The organism is Chromobacterium rhizoryzae (assembly GCF_020544465.1).
GTDB lineage: Bacteria > Pseudomonadota > Gammaproteobacteria > Burkholderiales > Chromobacteriaceae > Chromobacterium.
Genome location: NZ_CP066126.1, coordinates 1,596,505 through 1,616,435 on the forward strand (window position 1 = coordinate 1,596,505; position 19,931 = coordinate 1,616,435).

A 19,931-nucleotide genomic window follows, 5' to 3' on the forward strand; every position below is an offset into this window, starting at 1 on the left:
CCGGGATTCCCGGCCTGTTTTGCGTTTGAAGCGGCGGCGTCCGCCCGGATGCGCCGCTCTTGTCGTCGGGATGATGACAGCCTTTCTTTCACCGAAAACTGTCCTGATTAATGGTATCTATTTGACGAATATCATCTATTTTTGGTTTTTAATGTTGTTTGACATGACAAAAGTCATGTGATAGCTTGAATGACATTGGAATATATTGATCGATACGGCTTGGGGATTTCAGCCTCCTAGCCACAGAGGACGCGGGTTTGCGGCGCGGCCGTCCGCGGCGGCGCAGCGGTTTGGCGTTTGGCGAGGGTGGAGACGAAACGAGGCCTGAGGCGTTTCTACAACGGGATACGGCCTGGCCTTTGGTACTGGTCTGGACGAAATAGCGGAGGTTGATGCCGGAGCGGGCGGCGTTTCGCCCCCGGCGATGTTTTGGCGGTTTTGCGGTTGTTGTTGATTGCGAATGAGAGTGCCGGTTGGATTTTCCGCCGCTGCGATACGCAGTTCATCGCGGCTCCTTTTGTCTTGCATACACTTCAAGTGCCAATACACCATGAAATATCACTGCATCGGCATCGGCAGCGGGCCGTCCAATCTGAGCGTGGCTTCGCTCTTGCATGGCCAGCACGACATCAAGAGCATCTTCTTCGAACAGAAAGCGGCGTTCACCTGGCACGACGGCATGATGATTCCCGGCGCGGGGCTGCAAGTCTCCCTGTTCAAGGATCTGGTCACGCTGGCGGACCCGACCAACCGCTTTTCCTTTGTGTCCTATCTGCACCAGCACGGCAGATTGCTGCAGTTTCTCAATGCGCGCTTCGATCAGGTGTCGCGGCTGGAATTTCGCGATTATCTGAAATGGGCGGCGGAGAGCAACGGCAATATCTGCTTTGGCGAGCGGGTGCTGGAGGTCGATTTCGACGGCGGCGCCTTCGTGGTGCAGACCACGAAGCGAAGGGTGCAGGGCGACAATGTGGTTGTCGGCGTCGGCATTGTGCCGGAGGTGCCGGACTTCGCGCGCTCCTGTCTCGACGACAGCACGCATTTCCACGTCAATGAGTTCGCCGCCAAGGCCGGCGTCGCGGCGGGCAAGCGCGTGCTGGTGATAGGCGGCGGCCAGTCCGGCGCCGAGGTGGTGCTGGATTTGCTGCGCCGCGGCGGGGGCCAGGCGCCGGCGGCGCTGAGCTGGCTGTCGCGGCGGGAGAATTACTTCCCGCTCGACGATTCCCCGTTCACCAACGATCTGTATACGCCCACCCATTCCAATTATTTTTACGAGCAGGACGAAATCTTCCGCAGCGCCTTCATCAAGCGCAATCTGCTCAGCAGCGACGGCATTTCCGAATGCACCTTGCGCAGCCTCTACCAACAGATCTACTCGCTGCGCTTCATCGAACGCGCGCCTATCGACATCCGCCTGCTGCCCTTCCGCGAGGTGCGCGCCATCGGCCGGAACGGCGAGCGCTGGTCCATCGCCGCCCGCCATCTGGGCGCCAACGCGCCGGAAACGCTGGAAGCGGACGTGGTGATCTGGGCCAGCGGCTTCAAGCCGGCGCCCACGCCCTTCTTGCAGCCGCTGCGGGAGCGCCTGGAGCGCGAGGGCGAGGAAATCGCCGTCGACCGCGATTACGCGGCGCTGGGCAAGCTGCCGCGCAATCGCAGCCTGTTCATCCTGAACGCCATCCGCCAGCAGCGCGGCCTGGCCGATCCCAATCTCAGCCTGACCGCGTGGCGCAGCCAGATTGTCATCAACCGCATGCTGGACGCGCCGCGCGCCGGCGATGTCGACGCCGCCTTCGTGTCCTGGGCGCCGCTGGCCTCGGCGCGCGCGGACGAGCGCAAGAACAAGAGGGAATGGGCATGACGGCGCCCCGCATCGTCGTCGTCGGCGGCGGCATCCTCGGCTGCACGATAGCCGCGCGCCTGCTGGAGCGCGAGCCGCGGGTCCGGCTCACCCTGGTGGACCGCGGCCTGGTCGGCGCGGGAGCGTCGATGTATTCCGCCGGCGTCCATTTCCCGGTGGGACGCTCCGAGCGCGTGCGCCAACTGAGCGCGGCCAGCGCGGATTACTACCAGACCTTGCGCGCCCGCCATCCGCAGCTGCCCATGCACGGTTTCGACTTTTTCGTCGCGGCCGGCGCGGCCGACGCCGATGAGATCCGCGCCCGCTGCGCCGGCCTGCTGCCCTTGTCGGCGGAGGAACAGTCGCGCGTCGCGCCGGATCTGCCGGCCGGCCGCGAGCTGTGGCGGATGCCGGATTGCCATGTGACGGATGTGCAGGGGCTGGCCTTATGGCACGCGCAGCGTCTGCGCGGCCGCGCCGAGGTGTTGGAAGGCGTGGGGGTCGAGGCGCTGGACGAGAGCGCCGACGGCGCTCGCCTGAGCTTGTCCAGCGGCCGGGAGCTGGCCGCCGACGCCGTGGTGCTGGCCCCTGGGCCATGGGTCAACGAGGGCTGCTGGAGCGGGCTGACCGCCGGGCTGGGGGTGCGCGTCAAGAAGGTGGTGGCCCTGCATCTTCAGCGGCCGGCGGAGGAGGGGGCCGCACTGTTCTTCCCCGCCGAGGACGCTTTTCTGGCGCCGCTGCCGCACCGCGGGCATTGGCTGTTCAGCTACACCTGCCAGCAATGGGACGTGTCGCCGGAACAGTGCCGGCAGGCCGGGGTGGAGGCTCGCGAGATCGCCGAGGCGCGCGAGGCGCTGCGGGGCGTCGCGCCGGCGCTGGCGCCGCTGCTGAGCTCGGGCCGGGTGTTCTGCGACGCCTACAGCCCAAGCCGCGAGCCGCTGGCGCAATACCTCGGCCGCCATCGACGCGTTCTGTTTGTCGGAGCGTGCAACGGCTCCGGTTACCGGCTGGCACCCGGCGTCGCCGCGGAAGCCGTCGCCCTGCTCAATCACACTCTCACCAAGGGATAGCCGATCATGCACATCATAGAATTGAACGAAGCGCAGCGGTCGCCGGCTTTCGGCATCGAGATGGCGTCCATCGCCGGCCTGGGCGAGCAGGAGCAGGTGCGGCTGGCCTACGGCGTCGTCGAGCCCGGGGGGGAAAGCCAGCCACACAAGCACGACGAGCTGGAAGCCTTTCTGATTCTGAGCGGCGAGGGCGTCATCGACGCCGACGGCCGCTCCCAGCCGGTGCGCGCCGGCAGCCTGGTGCTGTTCAAACCGTTTGAAAAACACGTGTTGCGCAATACCGGCGGGCAGCCGCTGCGCTTCTGCGACTTCTACTGGCGGGACGCGGCCAAACGCGAGGCCGCCGCGCAGGACAACGGCGCCGCGCGTCTGAAGGGGCGGCCGGTATTCGTGTTTTCCACGCCGCCCACGCCCAACGGCGACCTGCACCTTGGCCATCTGTCCGGTCCCTATCTGGGCGCCGACGTCTATGTGCGCTTCCTGCGCGCCAGCGGACACGAGGCCTACCACCTGACCGGCAGCGACGATTACCAGAGCTATGTGGTGGGCCGCGCCCGCCAGGAAAACAGCAGTCCCCAGCAGGTGGCCAGCCATTACTCGGCGGCGATCCAGTCCACGCTGGATCTGATGGACATCCATCTCGATCAATACACCGTCACCACCCGGGACCCGGCTTACGCGGCCGGCCTGCGCGATTTCTTCTCGCGCCTGGTGCGGGGCGGCGCGCAGCTGCGTTCCGACGCGGCGCTGTTCGACGCCGAAACCGGCGATTATCTGTACGAGGTGGACGTTTCCGCCAAGTGTCCAAGCTGCGGCTCGCCCTGCGGCGGCAATATCTGCGAGGAGTGCGGCGAGCCCAACAACTGCGTGGATCTGGACGCGCCGCGTTCGCGGCTGTCGGACGCGACGCCGGTCACCGGCGCCATCCGCCGCTACATGATCAATCTGTCCGCCTTCAAGGACGCGGTGGAGCAGCATCAGCGCCTGGGCAAGGTGTCGCCGCGCTTGCAGCAATTGGCGGAGCGGGTGCTGGCGCGCAAGGACTATTGGGTGCCCATCACCCATCCGGCGCAATGGGGCGTGCCGCCGGCGGAGGAGGTCGAGGGCGAGCAGGTGATCTGGGTGTGGCCGGAAATGGCTTACGGCTTCCTGTACGGCATCGCCGAACTGGGCGGCCGGCTGGGCAAGCCCTGGCAAGCCGACCGGCCGCAGCCGGACTGGAAGATCGTCCACTTCTTCGGCTACGACAACAGCTATTACCACTCCATCCTGTACCCGGCCTTGTACCGGATGGCCTTCCCGGACTGGCAGTGCGACATCGACTACAACGAGAACGAGTTCTACCTGCTCGACGGTCTGAAGTTCTCCACCAGCCGCCGGCACGCGGTATGGGGCAAGGACATCCTGAGCCCTGACAGCGTGGACGCGGTGCGCTATTACCTGGCGCGCACGCGCGGCGAGCAGGAGCGGACCAATTTTACGCTGGAGGATTTCCATGCGTGCGTGGAGCGGACGCTCTTGGGCCAGTGGCAGGCCTGGTTGAGCGGTCTGGGCGAGCGCTTGCGGCAGGATTTCCAGCAGCGCGCGCCCGACGCCGGCAACTGGACCGCCGCTCACACCGCCTATTTCGACGCGCTGAGCAATCGGCTGGCCAGCCTGAGCACCCATTACGGCGCCGACGGTTTCACGCTCAACCGCGTGACGGAAGAGCTGGACGGGCTGGTGGCCGGCGCGCTGCGCTTCGCCAAATCGAACGAGCGCATCCGTCGGAACCCGGCGCTGCGCGACGAATACCGGACCGCGGTCGCGCTGGAGCTGGCCACGGCCCGCCTGCTGGCTCAGGCCGCCGGTCCGCTGATGCCGCGCTTCGCCCAGCGCCTGGGCCGCGCCCTGGGCATGGAAGGCGTCGACGTCTGGCCGGAAAGCGTGGAGCTGTCGCCGCCGGGCGCCGCTCTGGACTTGGCGGAGCAGCGCTTTTTCACGCCGCTGCGCCGGGCGGGCGCGGCGGAGGAAGGGCGGTTATGAGCGGACTGAGGTCTCAAGCGCCGCGCGGCCCGGACGTCGATCTGGTCAACGCCATCGCGCTGCGCGGATGCGATGACGAGCGACATGTGATCCGCTTCCGGCAAGACGGCGCCGTGCAGGCCTGGACGCTGGCCGAGCTGGACCGCAAGGCGGCGCGCGTGGCCCGGCGCTTGCATGCGCTGGGCCTGCGTCCGCGCGACCGGGTGGGCGTTTTATCGCGCAATCGGATCGAATTCGTGCTGCTGGATCTGGCCGTCCTGAAACTGGGGGCGGTGACCGCGGGCTTCGAGGCCGGGCGTTTCGAGCCGGCGCGCATCGTGGACCTTTACGGCTTGAAAGCCTTGTTCGCCGAGGGCGTGGACCGCTCGGGCGCGGTGTTCGACATCGCCGAAGTCCAGGCCTGGGCCGAGCGCGCCGAGGCGGACGCGACGGAGCGGCCTCTGCACGCCGGCTATGACCCGGCCGACGTGCTGGCGATCAAATTCACCTCGGGCAGCACCGGCGCGCCCAAGGGCCTGGAAGCCACCGTCGCCAGCGTCAACAGTTCCATCAATGAAGTGCAGGCGATGTTCGGGCATGGGGACGGCGACAATCTGCTGGTGTTCCTGCGGCTGGCCTTGCTGCAGCAACGCTACTGGATTTATTCGGCGCTGGCGTTTGGACACGACCTCACGCTTTCCGATCTGGATCAGGCGCTGGACATGGCCAAGGCCTGCCAGCCCACCGTCGTCATGGGCGTGCCGGGTTTTTACGAAGCCTTGCGCGCCAGCCTGTCGCAGCGGCACGGGGACGCCGATCCCGCCGCCCGCGGCGCGCAGATACAGGCCGCGCTCGGCGGGCGCGTCCGTTATCTGTGGACCGGCTCCGCCCCGGCCAGCCGGACGGTGCTGGAATTCTTCAACCATGCCGGCGTGCCGCTATACGAGGGATACGGCAGCAACGAGGCCTGCATCGTCGCCAAGAACCATCCCGGCGCCTTCCGCCTGGGCAGCGTGGGCAAGGTGCTGCCCAACAAGTCCATCCGTTTCGACCAGGACGGCGTCTTGATCGTGGCCAGCCGCCATCCGGTCAACTGCCGCTATACCTGGTGCGATCCCGGCGTCAGCGAAAAAAGCTTCCTGCCCAGCGCCGAGGTCAAGACCTGGGATCTGGGCCATGTGGACGAGGACGGTTTCCTGTACATCCACGGCCGCGTGGACGACGTCTTGACCATGGCCAGCGGCCGCAACGTGCTGGCGAGGCCGCTGGAAGAGGGCTTGCGCCGGCACCCGGACGTGCACGAATGCGTGTTGTACGGCACCGGCAAGCCCTTCATCACGGCCATCCTGTCCCCGGCCTTGGCCGGGGCGGACGCCGAGGCTTTGCGCCGGCATATCCGGGCGCTGAACGAGGATGTTTTCCAGGAGGCGCGCATCCTGGCGGCGCTCATCGTCGATGAGCCGTTTTCCATCGAGAACGGCCTGCTGACTTCTCAATTCAAGCCCAAGCGCAAAATGATTCATCAGCGCTATATGGCGCAGCTGGACGACATCTATGCGCACCACGCGCGGACGCCGGAAGCGTTTTCGGCGGACGCGGCGTATGTGCGGGATGGCCGGGCGCCGCAGCCTTCTTTCTGATACGCGGCCCGCTTAAACCTATGCAAGGAGCGATACATGACTTGGCGTAATTTGAAGGACCTCACCCTGGAAAACGAACGCGTGCGCTTGCGCCGGATTCAGATCGGCGATTACGCGGCGTTCGAGCGCATCGTGTTCGAGCCCGCCATCTGGGAGTACTTCGTCGCCCGCATCCAGACGCCGGACGATCTGGGCCGCTTCGTCGAGCAGGCGATACAGGACACGCTCAACGGCAGCCGCATCGTGTTCGCCATCATCGACCGCCAAACGGACCGCATCGTCGGCAGCACCGCTTACGGCAATCTCGCCGAGGGCGAGCGCCGCCTGGAGATAGGCTGGTCCTGGCTGTGCCGGGACGCGCGGCGCACCGGCATCAACCGCGCGGTCAAGTTCGAACTGCTCAAGCACGCGTTCGAAGCGCTGGAATGCGAGCGCGTGGAGTTCAAGACTGATGTGCTGAACGCCGGCGCGCGCGCGGGCCTGGCCGGCATCGGCGCGACGGAGGAAGGCGTGCTGCGCAGCTTCAACTTCATGCCCGGCGGCCGTCGCCGCGATGTGATCTATTACAGCGTGCTGCGCCAGGAATGGGAGCGGGTCCGCGCCGAACGCTTCCCGGCGCTGGCCGCCGCGGCAAGCCGTTGAGCGGCCGGGCCGGCATCAAGATGGACGCCCCCGACATGTCCGCGAGCCCGCAGATGAAAACCGAAGACTTCGTCTTTAGCGCCGGCGAGCACTGGCTGGCCGCCACCCGCGTGCAGCCGGACGCCGGCGCGGCAAGCAGCGTCCTCACCCTGCACGGGCTGGGCCAGACCGCGAACCGGCACACCATACGCTATGTGCTGGACCACCTGGCCGGGCACGGCCTGGGCTCGGTGTGCTTCGAATTCTCCGGCAACGGCGACAGCAGCGGGGCGCTGGAAGAGGCCTGCCTGCGGCGTCGTTACGAGGAAACGCTGGCCGCCGCGGAACACCTGGACAAGCGCGAGCCGCTGACCCTGATCGGCACCAGCATGGGCGGCCATCTCGCCGCCTGGGTCGCGCCGGTGTTGAAGCCCGCCTGCCTGGTGCTGTTCTGCCCTGCAAGCTATCCGGCCGACGCCGCCGAATCCCGTTTCGACGGCGGCCTGGCCCGTCCCGGCCCCTATCCGGACTCCCCGGCCTATGCCGGCCTGCGCGAATTCAGCGGCGACTTGCTGATCATCGGCGCCGGCAAGGACGCGGTGGTGCCGGCCGAGACGCTGGACGGTTATCTGGCCGCGGCCATGAACGCCCGCAGCAAGCATATTGTCTGGCTGGACGACTGCGAGCATTTCATCCATCGCTGGCTGCCGCATCAGGACGCTTTGCGGCCGCAAGTGCTGACGACGATAAGGGACACCATTCTGCGGGCGCGCGCCCGCCAATAAGACCCACTAACAAAACCCCTGATCCCGCGTTGCGCCTCCTTGTCGTACGACTTGTACTGTCCGCGTCGGCGCGCCTTGGCTCAGGTTCTCTGCGAGGTTTTGTTAGCGGCTCTAAGTCTATTGGAGGAATCCATGCAACACGCTCCCGTTCTGATCGAAGCGAATATCCTGAAGCGGCGCGATGTCGCCAGCCTGGAGATCGTTGAAAACGCGTTCTCCAGCGGCCCCGTCGCCGAGGCCCTGCGCCGGGCGCCGGGCATCGAGCGCCGCCGGGGCTTGAGCAAGGAGGCGTTCGACCGCGAATACCGCCACCAGCAGCGGCCGGTGATTCTGGAAGGCTACGCCGCCGACTGGCCGGCGGTGCGCCATTGGAGTTTCGAGCATCTGGCCAAGCGCTGCGGCGCGACGCCGGTGGTGGTCAACAGCTATAGCAGCCAGCGTTCCGCCCAGGCCAGCTTCGCCGAGTTCGTCGACATGCTGATGCGCAACGAGGGGCCGGAGGCGACGCCCATCTATCTGCAGGAATGGTATTACCAGGCCTCCTGCCCCGAGCTGGCCGCGGACATGCCGGAACTGGACATCGCCCAATACGATTTCCGCCGCGATCTGTACGGCGAGGTGATTTCCACCAATCACCAGCTTTGGCTGGGCCAGCGCGGCGGCGTCACCCGGCTGCATCAGGACTCCTACACCATCGACGTCATGCATGTGCAGCTGGTGGGGGAAAAACACTGGACCGTCTTGGGGCCGCAGGCGATGTTGCCGGAAACGGAGACGGGAGGCGCCGATCTGCAAGCGCTGGCCGACGATCCCGCCGCCCAGCTGATGCAATGCACGCTGAAGCCCGGCGATGTGCTCTATCTGCCGGCGCTGTGGTTCCACCGCATCAAATTGCTGAGCAACTCCATCGGCCTGGGCCGGAAGTGCCTGGACCAGGCCAATCTGCAAACCCATATCCGGCAACGGATGGCGGAGCTGCTGGCGCTCGCCCTCAATCCGGAAGAGGTCAAGCTCACCCATCCCGAATTGTTCAACGTGGTGATGATGCGCAACCGGGTCTGGGCCAAGCGCATGGGCATCGATTTGTCGAAACTGCGCCCATGATCCGGCTTTCGCCCCGCGGTGCGGGACACCTCATCAGGAGAAAATAAATGAAGCAAGCGCATGTATTGGTTGTCGGGGGATTGAACCACACGCTGGACAGGCTGGAGCAATTGGGCGCCCGCTATTCGATGATGCAGATCCCGGAGCGCGTCAATGAGCGCCAGTACGGCGCGGCGGTGCGCTACGCGGTGATGGATTACGAAGACATGGAGGAGGTCTTGCTGCTGGCGCGCGCCTGGCACGCCAAGGACCCGTTCGACGCGGTGGTGTCCTTCACCGAATACGGCCTGCATCCGGCGTCGCAATGCGCGATCGAGCTCGGCGTCGCCGGCGACAATCTGGAAGCGGTGCTGAACACGCGCGACAAGATCAAGATGCGGGAGCTGCTGGGCCGCCACGGCCTGAGCCCGGTGCGATATCAGGTCTGTCAAAGCCTGGACGACGCGAGAAGCTTTTTCCGCTCGCTCAACGGCGAGGCCATGGTGCTGAAGCCGTATGCCGGCGGTCTGAGCGAGGGCGTGTTCTTCGTGGATGAGGACGCGCATCTGGAGGCGCGCTGGAACGGCTCCCGCGCGGTGATGGACGGGCCGCTTCTGGCGGAGGAGTTCCTGCACGGCCCGGAGTACAGCGTGGAATCGCTGTCCATCAACGGCCGGCATGAGATCGCGATGATCACCGAGAAAGAGGTCACGGCGCTGCCGCGCTTCATCGAGCTGGGCCACCAGGTGCCGGCGCGGCTGGACGAGGCGCAGCAGGCGGCGGTCAAGGCCTTGGTCAGCCGTTTTCTGGACGTCATCGGCCAGAAAACCGGGCCCGCGCACACCGAGATCCGCCTGACGCCGTCCGGGCCCAGGATCATCGAATCGCAAACCCGGATAGGCGGCGATCAAATCTGGGAAATGTGCGAGCTGGTCAGCGGCGTCAACCTCACCGGCGAGACCATCGCGGCGCTCACCGATCTGCCGCGGCCCGAACGCAAGCCGGCGGCCAAGGCCGCCGCCATCCGCTTCTTCTCCTACGAAAACGCCCGCATTCTGGACGTGAGCGGCGTCGAGCAGGCGAAAAGCGCCCAGGGCGTGATCCGGGTGGAATGCCAGCTGCACGCCGGCCTGCGCTGCGAGACGCTTAAATCGTCCAATTCCCGCCAGGGCTACGCGCTGTGCGTGGGCGACTCGATAGAGCGGGCCGTCGCCAACGCGGAGGCCGCGCGCGACGCGGTGCGGGTGGAGTGGGAAGCGCTGAGCGCGGAGCAGGGCGGACTTTGAACCGTTTCTTGGATCAACTCGAATAAGAGCCGCTAACAACACCTCGCAGAGAACCTGAGCCAAGGCGCGCCGACGCAGGCAGTACAAGTCGTACGACAAGGAGGCGCAACGCAGGATCAGGGGTTTTGTTAGCGGGTCTAAAGACAGGCAAGCATGAACTCACATCCGGTCCGGCGCAGCGTGTTGTACATCACCGCGCATTACATCATGACCTATCTCGGCTACTACGGCCTGGTCTCCACCCTGGTGGTCACGCTCAACAAGGCCGGGTTCAGCGCCGAACGGATCGCCATGCTGGTCATCCTGTTCACCTTGACGACCAAGGCGGCGAAGATACCGCTGGCGCCGTGGCTGGACCGGATGGCGGCGACGAAGTCCGTGCTGATAGGCTGCGTCATGGCCGCGGTCGGTTTCTTGCTATTGTATTCGGCCAAGGATTTTTATTTGACCGCCTGTGCGCTGGCCCTGTCCGGCACCGGCATTTCCATCAACGCGCTGGCGAGCAAGCAGCTGGCCGCGGCGACCAGCGATATGATGGACAACCGCGCCAAGCTGTTCTCCATCACCTATATCGGCATCAATATCGCGGCGGCGGCGGCGGCGCCGCTGGCTCTGTACCTGGCGGCCAAGGGGCAGTACCAGCTGGTGTTGATCGGCATCGCCGTCTCCTACTGCGTGGCCGGGGTGGTGACCTTCCTGAACTTCGGCAAGCTGGGCATGAAGCGCCCCGGTGGCGGCGCGCCGTCGTTTCTGGCTTATTGGAAGCTGCTCTACGTGCCCGGCATTCCCCCCTTCCTGCTGATCAATTTCTTTTGCTGGCTGCTGTACGGCCAGCTGTTCAACGTGCTCGCGCTCTATGTCTCGGAAACGCTGGCCCAGCCGGGCAAGCTGGGCTGGCTGTACACCCTGAACGCCTTGCTGGTGATCGGGCTTCAGCTCTTGGTCACCCATCTGGCCCACCGCTGGAGCGGCGGCAAGCCGCTGGGCATTGTCCGTTCCTCCTACGCCACCTTCGCGCTGGCCTTCATCATGCCCTTCATGCTTCCGGGCTATACCGGCGCGCTGGCCTTCGTGCTGCTGTTCACCTTCGCCGAGATGATGTTCGCGCCCAGCATGGACGTGCTGCTGCTGTCCTTGATCGGCAAGGAGAGCCGGGCGGTCGCTTACAGCGTGCTGTCCATCAGCACCGCGCTGGGGGAGTCGCTGGGCGGAGGCATGGGCGTTGCGGTTTACCGCTGGATGGCGGATTACGGCCATGCCGGCCAATTCTGGCTGGCGCTTGCCGGCTTGTCGCTGCTGTGCATCGCCGTCGCCTATGTGTTGCAGGAGTCGAGCGCCGGCTTGCGCGCGCAGGCGGCGGGCGCGGCTTAGAACCTGTTTACGATCTGCTGCGCGTCGTGAAACGTGACACGGTGAGTACCGCTTCGAAATGCTCATGTACCGTGTGTACACTCCGCTTTCTCAGCTGTTTTCGCCTTGTCTCGCCTTAGCTCGCGAGATCGTAAACACATTCTGAGCGACGCGCGGCAGAGCGTAAACCGCTATTCAGTGGCGGATCTGGGTGCTGCCGGCTTCGGCCAGCGCCTCCAGCAATAGGGCGGTGCTGGCGCCGGGCAGGCTGAACGGGTCCAGGCGCGCCTGGGCGGAATAGCGCAGCAGCAGCGAGGCGTTGAGTTTTTCCATCATCACCTCCGCCATGCTCCAGTTGGCGAAGCGACGTTGCTCCATTTCCTGGTAGTCCAGCAGCGTCAGACATTGATGGCGCGGATCATGGGCCAGTTTCTGGTACAGCAGATTGACCTCGGCGCGGCCGCCTTCCAGCGATTGCACGAATACGTCCTTGCTGTAGCACAGCACCCCGGTGATGCCCTGGGCCGGATTGTATTTGCGCGCGGCGATCATGATGTCGTCCACCAGATCGCTGTCTATGGATTTGTGCGCGCGGCTGCAGTAGGTCAGGCGTACCAGCATGATGTGCCCCTTGGATGCGAAGAAGCCGCGCCAGACCGGCGCGGCCTCGTTTCATCTTAGTCGCTGCGCGCCGTCTTGCCGCTGACCTTAAAACCTGTTCAAGACCTTGTCCCGCGCTTGCCCGAGAGACGGTGAACGGGCTCTTTATTTATGCATCAGGGACAGGAATTCGCGGCGCAGATTGGCGTCGCTGAGGAAGGAGCCGCGCATCACGCTATTGGTCATCTTGCTATTGCTGTCCTTGACCCCGCGCCAGTGCATGCAGAAGTGGTCGGCCTCCATCACGATGGCCAGGCCGTCCGGCTGCAGCTTCTTCATCAGCAGGTCCGCGATCTGGGACACCGCCTCTTCCTGGATTTGCGGCCGGGTCATCACCCAGTCTATCAGCCGCGCGTACTTGGACAGGCCGATCAGATTGGAATGTTCGTTGGGCATCACCCCCACCCAGACGCGGCCGATGATGGGGCACAGATGGTGGGAGCAGGCGCTGCGCACCGTGATCGGACCCACGATCATCAACTCGTTGAGCTTCTCCACATTGGGGAACTCGGTGCTGGCCGGCATCTGCACATAGCGGCCGCGGAAGACTTCCTTGATGAACATCTTGGCCACGCGCTTGGCGGTGTCCTGGGTGTTGTGGTCGTGCTCGGTGTCGATGACCAGGCTTTCCAGCACGGCTTTCAGTTTCTCCTGAACCTCGGATTGCAGCAGGTCCAACTCGCCGTCTTCGATGTGGGCGGCGATATTGTCGTTGGCGTGGAAACGGACGCCGGCTTGCTGCAGGCGGCTGCGGATGCGTTGTGAGACCGGCAGATGGTCAACGGTATTGGTCTTGTTCATTGTGTTGGCAGTCTCGGATGCTTATTTATCATTTTGGCGCCGCCATGGCCGGCGGCTCTATCCATTGCGCATGACTTGGGGCAGGGCAGGCGGTGGGCGCCTCCCTGAAAGGCGGCGTGCTTGGAGCCTGGCCGATGCGACAGGAACGCTCCATGTTAGCACAAGCAAACGAAGCGCATCCGCAGCCGATGCGCCTAGTAGAAACCCTTAGCCCGTCAGGGCTTGACGCGGGAAGCCCTTAATTTGGCGGGCATGCAAAGTCAATGCCGGCGGCTGGCCATACAGGATATTGCTGTCCTTTTGGACGGGGTTGGGCGCGTGGCGGCGCCTCTCGCCGCGCCGGCTCAAGCCTTGTTGGCCGGAAGCGGGCGCGCGGCGCGGCGCAGCATCCGTCCGCATTGGCGTTTTCGACACAGAAATTATCCGGATTGAATTTTCCTCCGCCTGGATTACCACTCACATAAGAACGAAAACTTATGGAGAGAGGCGGGACGGAATGAAGAGCCAACAGCAAAACAGCCGGCAGCGCTGGGCCCGGGACTATGTGTTCGACGCATTGAGCCAATTGGGCATCCACCGCATTTTCGGCGTGCCCGGCACCAATGAGATTCCCATCATCGACGGCACGTCCTACCCGGAAAATCAGGTGGAGTACATCGAGTGCCTGCACGAGAACATCGCCATGGGCGCGGCCATGGGCTCGGCGCGGATGACGGGCAAGCCCGGCGTGGTGGTGGTGCACGTCACCCCGGGCATCGCCCACGGCATCGGCAATCTGTTCAACGCCTGGCGCTCGCAGGCGCCGCTGGTGATTCTGTGTTGCCAGCAGCAGAACGAGCTGGTCACGCAGGAGCCGCTGCTGGCCTCCAATCTGGTGGACCTGGCGCGGCAATACACCAAGTGGGCGCATGAGGTGCGCACCGAGCAAGAATTGCCGATGGTGTTGCAGCGCGCCTTCAAGGAGGCGATGGCGCCGCCCAACGGGCCGGTGTTCGTCGCCATTCCCTGGGAGTTCACCATGCGGCGCATCGGCGACGGCGACCGCCTGCCGGGCATTACCCGGATCTCCCCGCATTTCATCGCCGACGCCGACGCCATCCGTCAGGCGGCCGTCATGCTGCGCGAGGCGGTCAACCCATTGATCGTGGTGGGCGACGCCGCCGGCTACGCGGAGGCCTGGCCGGAATTGCAGGCGCTGGCGGAGTTGATCGGCGCGCCGGTGTCGCTGCAAACCTTCAGCAGCTTGGCCAACTTCCCCAATGGGGATTACCACTGGCAGGGCGAACTGCCCGGCGGGCAAAAAGATCTGCAGCAAGTGTTCGCCGGCCACGACGTCGCCTTTTTATGCGGCTTCAGCAACCAGGCCCAGGTCACGGTGTTCAAGTACAGTGACGGCCCCTTGATTCCGCCCTCGGTGCGCCAGGTGTATCTGAGCAACAACAGCTGGGACATCGGCAAGAACTACTACGGCGAATGCGCGCTGTTCGGCGACATCAAGGCCACCTTGCCGCTGCTGAACCGGGAGATCGGCGAGCAGCCGTCGGCGGCCGCGCGGCAGCGCAATGAGCTGTTGCGGCAAAAAGCCGAAGCGCGGCGCTTGCAATGGGACGTCTATCTGCGCGAGGCGATGCAACAGCAAGAAATCTGGGCGGTGGTGATCGCCGACGCGCTGCGTCTGGAAATCAGCGAACGCCGGCTGGAAAAGCAGTTCGTCTACGTGCACGAAGCGGTGTCGGACCCGGCGCCGTTCCAGTACCTGCTGCCCTTCACCGAAGAGGCCGCGGCGCCCATCAGCTACTACTGCGTCGGCGGCGGCTCCCTGGGCTGGTCCATGCCCGCCACCCTGGGCATCAAGCTGGAAGCGCAAGGCTGCCAGGGTATAGACACCCGTTTCGTGGTGGCGGCCACCGGCGACGGCTCCTCCTTGTTCTATCCGCAAACCTGGTGGACCGCTCAGCATCGCCAGCTGGGGGTGCTCTACATCATCACCAACAACCACGAATACCACACCCTGCAAATGGGGCTGCAACAAGTGGAGGCGATGTACGGCGACGCGCCGGGCTACGGCTGGCAGGCGCGCACCCAGGACCCGGAATACCTGCGCATCCACCGGCCCAAACCGGATTTCGTCGCCTTGGCCCAGGCTTTCGGCGGCATGGAGGGCGAGGTGGTGGTCCATCCCGAGGCGGTGCGCGCGGCGGTGCGGCGCGGGCTGGACCACGCGCTGGCCGGCCGCGCCTATGTGCTGGACATGCAGACCGTGGGCCTGGATCAGCCGCCGCCCACGCCGCAGCAGGCCAACGCCCGCTACCGCCATCAGCCGAGGCTGGATTGCTTCCATGTCCCGGACGGGGACGGCCAGCGCAATACGGACAACGGCCAGCCGGCCAATGTGCCGGTGATTTTCTGATCCCGGCTCCACATAGCGAGGACGAGCAAACATGGCTAGCGAAAACATAGACATCGCCATTGTCGGCGGCGGCGTGTCCGGCGTGTACAGCGCCTGGCGGCTGCAACAACACTATCCCCAGAGCAAGATCGCGGTGTTCGAGGCCAGCGACCACATCGGCGGACGTCTGCTGTCGGTGCGGCCGCCGGACATTCCGGACATGGTGGCGGAACTGGGCGGCATGCGCATCCTGCCGGAAGTGCAGCCGCTGATTTACGACCTGATTCAGGAATTGAATACGCTGTTGCCGGCGCCGGAACAGATCGAGCTTTACCGCTTTCCGGTGGACGAGCCGCAAAACATCGCCTATCTGCGCGGCGTCTATCTGCGGCTGCAAGACTTCACCACCCAGCCGGACAAAGTGCCGTACCGGCTCAACTTCCTGGACCGCGGCCAGACCGGCGGCGCCGTCATCATCGACGCCATCGAGCAGATCGTGCCCGGCATCACCAATAAATCGCTGACCGAGGAAGAACGCCGGCAGATGGCGCAGAACGCCAGCTTCGGCGGCGTGCCGCTATACCAGCAAGGCTTCTGGAACGTGCTGTTCCGCGTGATCACCGGCGAAGCCTATCAATACGCCGAAGACACCGGCGGCTACGACACCACCTTGTGCAACTGGAACGCCGCCGACGCCATTCCCTGGTTTCTGTCGGACTTCGGCGTATCGGCCCAGTACATGGGCTTTTGCAACGGCTTTCAGCAAGTGCCGCTGGTGCTGGCGCAATTGTTCGAACAGGCCGGCGGCGAGGTGCGGCTGGAGGCCCCGGTCAGCGGCGTGACGCGCAGCGAGTCGGGCTTCCAGTTCCAGGCCCAGGGCCGGACGATATCCGCCAAAACGCTGATTCTGGCGATGCCGCGCCGCGCGCTGGAGCTCTTGTCCGCCACCAGTCCCTGGCTGCAGGAGGCCGCGCGCTTCCAGCAACTGGCCGCCAGCGTCACCCCGCGGCCGCTGTTCAAATTGTTCACCACCTACAACAGCCCCTGGTGGCTGAATACGGGTTACAGCATGGCCGACGGCGACTACGTGCCGGTCAAGTCCGGCCGCTCCGTCACCGATTTGCCGGTGCGCCAGACCTATTACTGGCCGCGCAGCAACGGCCTGCCCGCCTTGCACGGCCACGCCATGTTGCTGGCCAGCTACGACGACGGCGACAACACCGGCTTTTGGGACGGTCTGCGCGGCCGCCGTCACAGCGCCTGGAAGAAGGGGCTGGAGGTGGCCGAGCTGGCGGATCCCTTCATCGGCGCGGACGACCAGGTGCGCGCCAAGGAACTGAGCTGGCACCGCTACAAGGCTCCGCGGATGATGACCGAGGAAGTCACCCGCCAACTGACGGTGATGCACAGCCTGTCCTACACGCCCAAAGTGCGCAACGCCGCCTTCCGCGACTGGGGCGACGACCCGTACGGCGGCGGCTGGAACAGCTGGAACATCGGGGTGAAAAGCTGGGAAGTGAAACGGCAGATCATCCAGCCGCTGGACGGCCAGCCGCTATACGTGTGCGGCGAGGCCTATTCCGACGCCCAGGGCTGGGTGGAGGGGGCTTTGCAGACCGCGGACATGATGTTGGCCAAGCTGGTCTGAGAACCTGTTTTTGGCCTGCCGCGCGCCGGCGGGACCATCAGACGGGAGGAGGAAGCGTTTCCGGGAGCGGGACAGGCAGGCCTGTCCCGCTTGGCGCGCGGCCCGGCGCGCGCTACCATGACGGTTTTCCGCCGCGCCAGCCCCTTGCGCGGCCCCATTCTTTTCCGAGGTCTTCGTCCGATGCGCCATTGATGCCGCCGTCCTCCTGGACGGCCACGTTCTCCGCCCCCTGCGCGCAGGGGAATGTTCGGCATCCTTTGGAAAGCTTCATGACGCCTATCCATCTCACTTTGGACGACGTGTCCTATCAACTGCCCGACGGCAGGATTCTGTTCAGTCATCTCAATATGGCGTTTCACGCTCAGCGCATCGGCCTGGTGGGCCGCAACGGCGTGGGCAAGACCGTGCTGGCGCGTTTGTTGGCCGGAGAGCTGCGGCCCAGCGCCGGCCGCTGTCTGCGCGGCGGGACGACGCATTATCTGGCGCAGCGGGCCGGCGCGCCCCGGGGCGACACCGCCGCCGGCCTTGCCGGACTGCAAGGCGCGCTGGACGCGCTGGCGCGCATCGAGGCCGGCAGCGTCGACGCGCGGGATTTCGAACGGCTGGCCGAGCGCTGGGATCTGCGCCAACGCTTGGAGCGGGAATGGCGGCGTTTCGGCCTGGGCCATCTGCGCCCGGAAACGCCGGCCGACGCGCTCAGCGGCGGCGAAGCCGCGCGAGCGGCGCTGTGCGGGGCCATACTGTCCGACGCCGACTTCCTGATCCTGGACGAACCCAGCAATCATCTGGACCGGAGCCAGCGGCAAGCGCTGATCGAACAACTATCCCTCTGGCCGCGCGGCCTGCTGGTGATCAGCCACGACCGCCGCTTGCTGGCCGACATGGAGCGCATCGTTGAACTGTCGCCGCAGGGCCTGGCCGGCTACGGCGGCGCTTACGATTTTTACGCCGAACACAAGGAGCGGGAACAGGCGAGAGCGCTGCAAACGCTGGAGCAGCGCAAACAGGAGCGCTTGCGCGGCCAGCGGGCGCTGCGCGAACAGCAGGAGCGGCAAGAGCGGCGGCAGGCCCGCGGCGAACGGCGCGGCCGCGAGGCCAACCAGGCCCGCATCCTGTTGGACCGACAGCAGCAGCGCAGCGAGGACAGCGCCGGCAAGCTGCGGCGGCAACAGGCCGCGGCGCGGGAAGCGCTGGACCAGGCGGTGCGCGAGGCCGCCCGCCGGGCGGAGGACGACGCGGCGGTCGTCGTGCACGCCTTGCCGCAGGGGCCGGCGCTGCCGCGCGTCGCCGTTGTTCTGGACGAGGTGGCGCTGCCGTTCGCGCCCGAGGCCACGCGCCGGATTCACCTCAGCCTGGGCGGCGGGCGCCGCATCGGCGTCGTCGGCGCCAACGGCTGCGGCAAGTCCACCTTGCTCAAGGTGTTGGCCGGACGATTGCGTCCGCTCGCCGGACAGGCACGGGCGCCGGCCGCCTGCGCCTATCTGGCTCAGGATCTGGACGGACTGGACCCCGGGCGCGGCGCGATCGAGCAATTGCTGGCGGCCAATCCCGCGGCGGGGGAAAGCCGGCTGCGCATGTTGCTGGCCCAATTGGGCCTGGACGCCGAGCGGGCGACCCGGCCCTGCGGCCGGCTCAGCGGCGGGGAACGGCTGAAGGCGGCGCTGGCCTGCGCGCTCTACGCCGATCCGCCGCCGACGCTGCTGCTGCTGGACGAGCCCAGCAATCATCTGGATCTGCCGTCGCTGCAAGCGTTGGAGGCGATGTTGCGCGCTTACCGCGGCGGCCTGCTGGTGGTGTCGCACGACGACGCTTTTCTGGACGCGCTGGATCTGGACGGCTGGCTGACGGCGGACGAGGACGGCTGGCGGCTGCTGGACGGAAGGGAGCGGCCGGAGCGCGCCATCGATAAAAGTTCGTTTTAGGTAATTTAACGTACAGATATACTAAAAACGCATGAATATAGTTAAAGCGCTGACGAAAACCGTCGGCGCTTTTTCATTCCAGTGACACGCAGGCCGGCTGGATGACGAGGCGGATGGGCGAGGCATTTGGGTGGGTGCGGAGATTCCCCTGGGGCGCGGCGGCCGCTTTGCGGCTCAGCGGCAATAGCCCTTTGCCGGCAAGAAGCCGATTGGGAGCGCGGACCGCATAGTGCCTCCAGTCGCAGCACGCGCCGCCGCTTTCCGCTCCATCCAGACGAGGGCGCCGCCAAGCAGGCCTCGGTCACAGAGCTCAAGCCAGGAGGACACCATGGCCCAACCGGAAGTGAACAAACTGCTGATGCGCGCGGTGAGCGATAACGATTTCCGCGTCAAGTTCTTGTCGGACCCCATCGCCGCGGCGAAGGACGCCGGCGCCAACAGCGCAACGGTCGCCGAATTGAAAAAGATCGACGTCGCGCGCTTGCGCGCCCAGTTCGACCACCTGACCCGGGTGTCCGGCGATTTGCTGGCCGGCTCGGTGGTGGCGGCCGGGCATAGCCGCGACTGGAGCGACCGCAGCAATATCCACGACAACGACGGCCATATCCACGACAAGGCGGCCAGCGTGTTTTCCCCGGGCGATCTGGTCACCAATCCGGCGGTGTCCACCACGCTGAACCCGGCGGCGGTGCGCGACGCGCTCAAGGACCCGCTGGTGCTCAAGGAAATTGAAAACAACCCCCAGATCAAGGCGGCCTTGAAACGCGGCGTCAAATAGCCCGCGCGGCGGAGCGGACCCCGGCGCGGCCAGCCGCGTCGGGACGGATTTCCT

At 65.5% G+C, this 19,931-nt stretch carries 15 protein-coding genes; 13 read left to right on the top strand and 2 right to left on the bottom strand.

The genetic code is table 11. The features are described from left to right. Positions 1-550 precede the first annotated feature (550 nt). From JC616_RS07295 to JC616_RS07335, 9 genes are all read left to right on the top strand, one after another. Complete coding sequence (locus tag JC616_RS07295; protein ID WP_227107504.1) at positions 551-1,861, top strand: lysine N(6)-hydroxylase/L-ornithine N(5)-oxygenase family protein; 1,311 nt, start codon at positions 551-553, stop codon at positions 1,859-1,861. Beyond that, the gene (locus JC616_RS07300; RefSeq protein ID WP_227107506.1) at positions 1,858-2,910 is read left to right on the top strand and encodes an NAD(P)/FAD-dependent oxidoreductase; all 1,053 of its coding nucleotides are present in this window, start codon (positions 1,858-1,860) and stop codon (positions 2,908-2,910) included. The genes JC616_RS07295 and JC616_RS07300 overlap by 4 nt, the downstream gene beginning before the upstream one ends. 6 nt (positions 2,911-2,916) lie before the next feature. Further along, positions 2,917-4,935, top strand: coding sequence for a class I tRNA ligase family protein (locus tag JC616_RS07305; protein ID WP_227107508.1), 2,019 nt, complete (start codon positions 2,917-2,919; stop codon positions 4,933-4,935). Continuing rightward, entirely contained in the window at positions 4,932-6,554 is a 1,623-nt protein-coding gene (locus tag JC616_RS07310; protein ID WP_227107510.1) for an AMP-binding protein, read from the top strand. Before JC616_RS07305 ends, JC616_RS07310 begins: the two co-directional genes overlap by 4 nt. Before the next feature lie 36 nt (positions 6,555-6,590). Continuing rightward, a complete protein-coding gene (locus tag JC616_RS07315; protein ID WP_107800104.1) occupies positions 6,591-7,196 on the top strand; it encodes a GNAT family N-acetyltransferase in 606 nt (201 codons plus the stop codon). Positions 7,197-7,249: 53 nt separating this feature from the next. After that, positions 7,250-7,960 carry an alpha/beta hydrolase gene (locus JC616_RS07320; protein WP_227107512.1) on the top strand — a complete coding sequence of 237 codons (711 nt, stop codon included), beginning with the start codon at positions 7,250-7,252 and terminating at the stop codon, positions 7,958-7,960. A 132-nt stretch (positions 7,961-8,092) separates the two neighbouring features. Next, positions 8,093-9,064, top strand: a complete 972-nt coding sequence (locus JC616_RS07325) for a cupin-like domain-containing protein (protein WP_107800102.1) — start codon at positions 8,093-8,095, stop codon at positions 9,062-9,064. Between the two features lie 47 nt (positions 9,065-9,111). Beyond that, on the top strand, positions 9,112-10,329 hold the full coding sequence (locus tag JC616_RS07330; RefSeq protein WP_107800101.1) for an ATP-grasp domain-containing protein: 1,218 nt from the start codon (positions 9,112-9,114) through the stop codon (positions 10,327-10,329). Between the two features lie 153 nt (positions 10,330-10,482). Next, entirely contained in the window at positions 10,483-11,700 is a 1,218-nt protein-coding gene (locus tag JC616_RS07335) for an MFS transporter (protein WP_227107514.1), read from the top strand. Between the two features lie 174 nt (positions 11,701-11,874). Here the strand turns inward: JC616_RS07335 and JC616_RS07340 are convergent, their stop codons facing one another. Continuing rightward, entirely contained in the window at positions 11,875-12,300 is a 426-nt protein-coding gene (locus JC616_RS07340; RefSeq protein WP_107798585.1) for a BLUF domain-containing protein, read from the bottom strand. A gap of 144 nt (positions 12,301-12,444) precedes the next feature. Continuing rightward, entirely contained in the window at positions 12,445-13,140 is a 696-nt protein-coding gene (gene folE, locus JC616_RS07345; protein ID WP_227107517.1) for a GTP cyclohydrolase I, read from the bottom strand. A 496-nt stretch (positions 13,141-13,636) separates the two neighbouring features. On the opposite strand from folE, the gene JC616_RS07350 reads away from it, so the two are divergent. From JC616_RS07350 to JC616_RS07365, 4 genes are all read left to right on the top strand, one after another. Next, complete coding sequence (locus tag JC616_RS07350; RefSeq protein ID WP_227107519.1) at positions 13,637-15,550, top strand: thiamine pyrophosphate-binding protein; 1,914 nt, start codon at positions 13,637-13,639, stop codon at positions 15,548-15,550. A 31-nt stretch (positions 15,551-15,581) separates the two neighbouring features. Then, positions 15,582-17,177 carry a flavin monoamine oxidase family protein gene (locus JC616_RS07355; RefSeq protein ID WP_227107521.1) on the top strand — a complete coding sequence of 532 codons (1,596 nt, stop codon included), beginning with the start codon at positions 15,582-15,584 and terminating at the stop codon, positions 17,175-17,177. 269 nt (positions 17,178-17,446) lie between these two features. After that, positions 17,447-19,099: an ATP-binding cassette domain-containing protein gene (locus JC616_RS07360; protein WP_227107522.1), complete on the top strand. Its 1,653-nt coding sequence runs from the start codon at positions 17,447-17,449 to the stop codon at positions 19,097-19,099. Between the two features lie 328 nt (positions 19,100-19,427). Further along, on the top strand, positions 19,428-19,877 hold the full coding sequence (locus tag JC616_RS07365; protein WP_107798579.1) for a hypothetical protein: 450 nt from the start codon (positions 19,428-19,430) through the stop codon (positions 19,875-19,877). Positions 19,878-19,931: the final 54 nt, after the last annotated feature.

What these genes read in the sequence shown, in the direction of transcription:
- JC616_RS07350 (WP_227107519.1), top strand. Translation starts at nt 13,637, where the DNA reads ATGAAGAGCCAACAGCAAAACAGCCGGCAGCGCTGGGCCCGGGACTAT.
- JC616_RS07340 (WP_107798585.1), bottom strand. Translation starts at nt 12,300, where the DNA reads ATGCTGGTACGCCTGACCTACTGCAGCCGCGCGCACAAATCCATAGAC.
- JC616_RS07305 (WP_227107508.1), top strand. Translation starts at nt 2,917, where the DNA reads ATGCACATCATAGAATTGAACGAAGCGCAGCGGTCGCCGGCTTTCGGC.
- JC616_RS07320 (WP_227107512.1), top strand. Translation starts at nt 7,250, where the DNA reads ATGAAAACCGAAGACTTCGTCTTTAGCGCCGGCGAGCACTGGCTGGCC.
- JC616_RS07360 (WP_227107522.1), top strand. Translation starts at nt 17,447, where the DNA reads ATGACGCCTATCCATCTCACTTTGGACGACGTGTCCTATCAACTGCCC.
- JC616_RS07355 (WP_227107521.1), top strand. Translation starts at nt 15,582, where the DNA reads ATGGCTAGCGAAAACATAGACATCGCCATTGTCGGCGGCGGCGTGTCC.
- JC616_RS07365 (WP_107798579.1), top strand. Translation starts at nt 19,428, where the DNA reads ATGGCCCAACCGGAAGTGAACAAACTGCTGATGCGCGCGGTGAGCGAT.
- JC616_RS07300 (WP_227107506.1), top strand. Translation starts at nt 1,858, where the DNA reads ATGACGGCGCCCCGCATCGTCGTCGTCGGCGGCGGCATCCTCGGCTGC.
- JC616_RS07295 (WP_227107504.1), top strand. Translation starts at nt 551, where the DNA reads ATGAAATATCACTGCATCGGCATCGGCAGCGGGCCGTCCAATCTGAGC.
- folE (WP_227107517.1), bottom strand. Translation starts at nt 13,140, where the DNA reads ATGAACAAGACCAATACCGTTGACCATCTGCCGGTCTCACAACGCATC.
- JC616_RS07335 (WP_227107514.1), top strand. Translation starts at nt 10,483, where the DNA reads ATGAACTCACATCCGGTCCGGCGCAGCGTGTTGTACATCACCGCGCAT.
- JC616_RS07315 (WP_107800104.1), top strand. Translation starts at nt 6,591, where the DNA reads ATGACTTGGCGTAATTTGAAGGACCTCACCCTGGAAAACGAACGCGTG.
- JC616_RS07330 (WP_107800101.1), top strand. Translation starts at nt 9,112, where the DNA reads ATGAAGCAAGCGCATGTATTGGTTGTCGGGGGATTGAACCACACGCTG.
- JC616_RS07310 (WP_227107510.1), top strand. Translation starts at nt 4,932, where the DNA reads ATGAGCGGACTGAGGTCTCAAGCGCCGCGCGGCCCGGACGTCGATCTG.
- JC616_RS07325 (WP_107800102.1), top strand. Translation starts at nt 8,093, where the DNA reads ATGCAACACGCTCCCGTTCTGATCGAAGCGAATATCCTGAAGCGGCGC.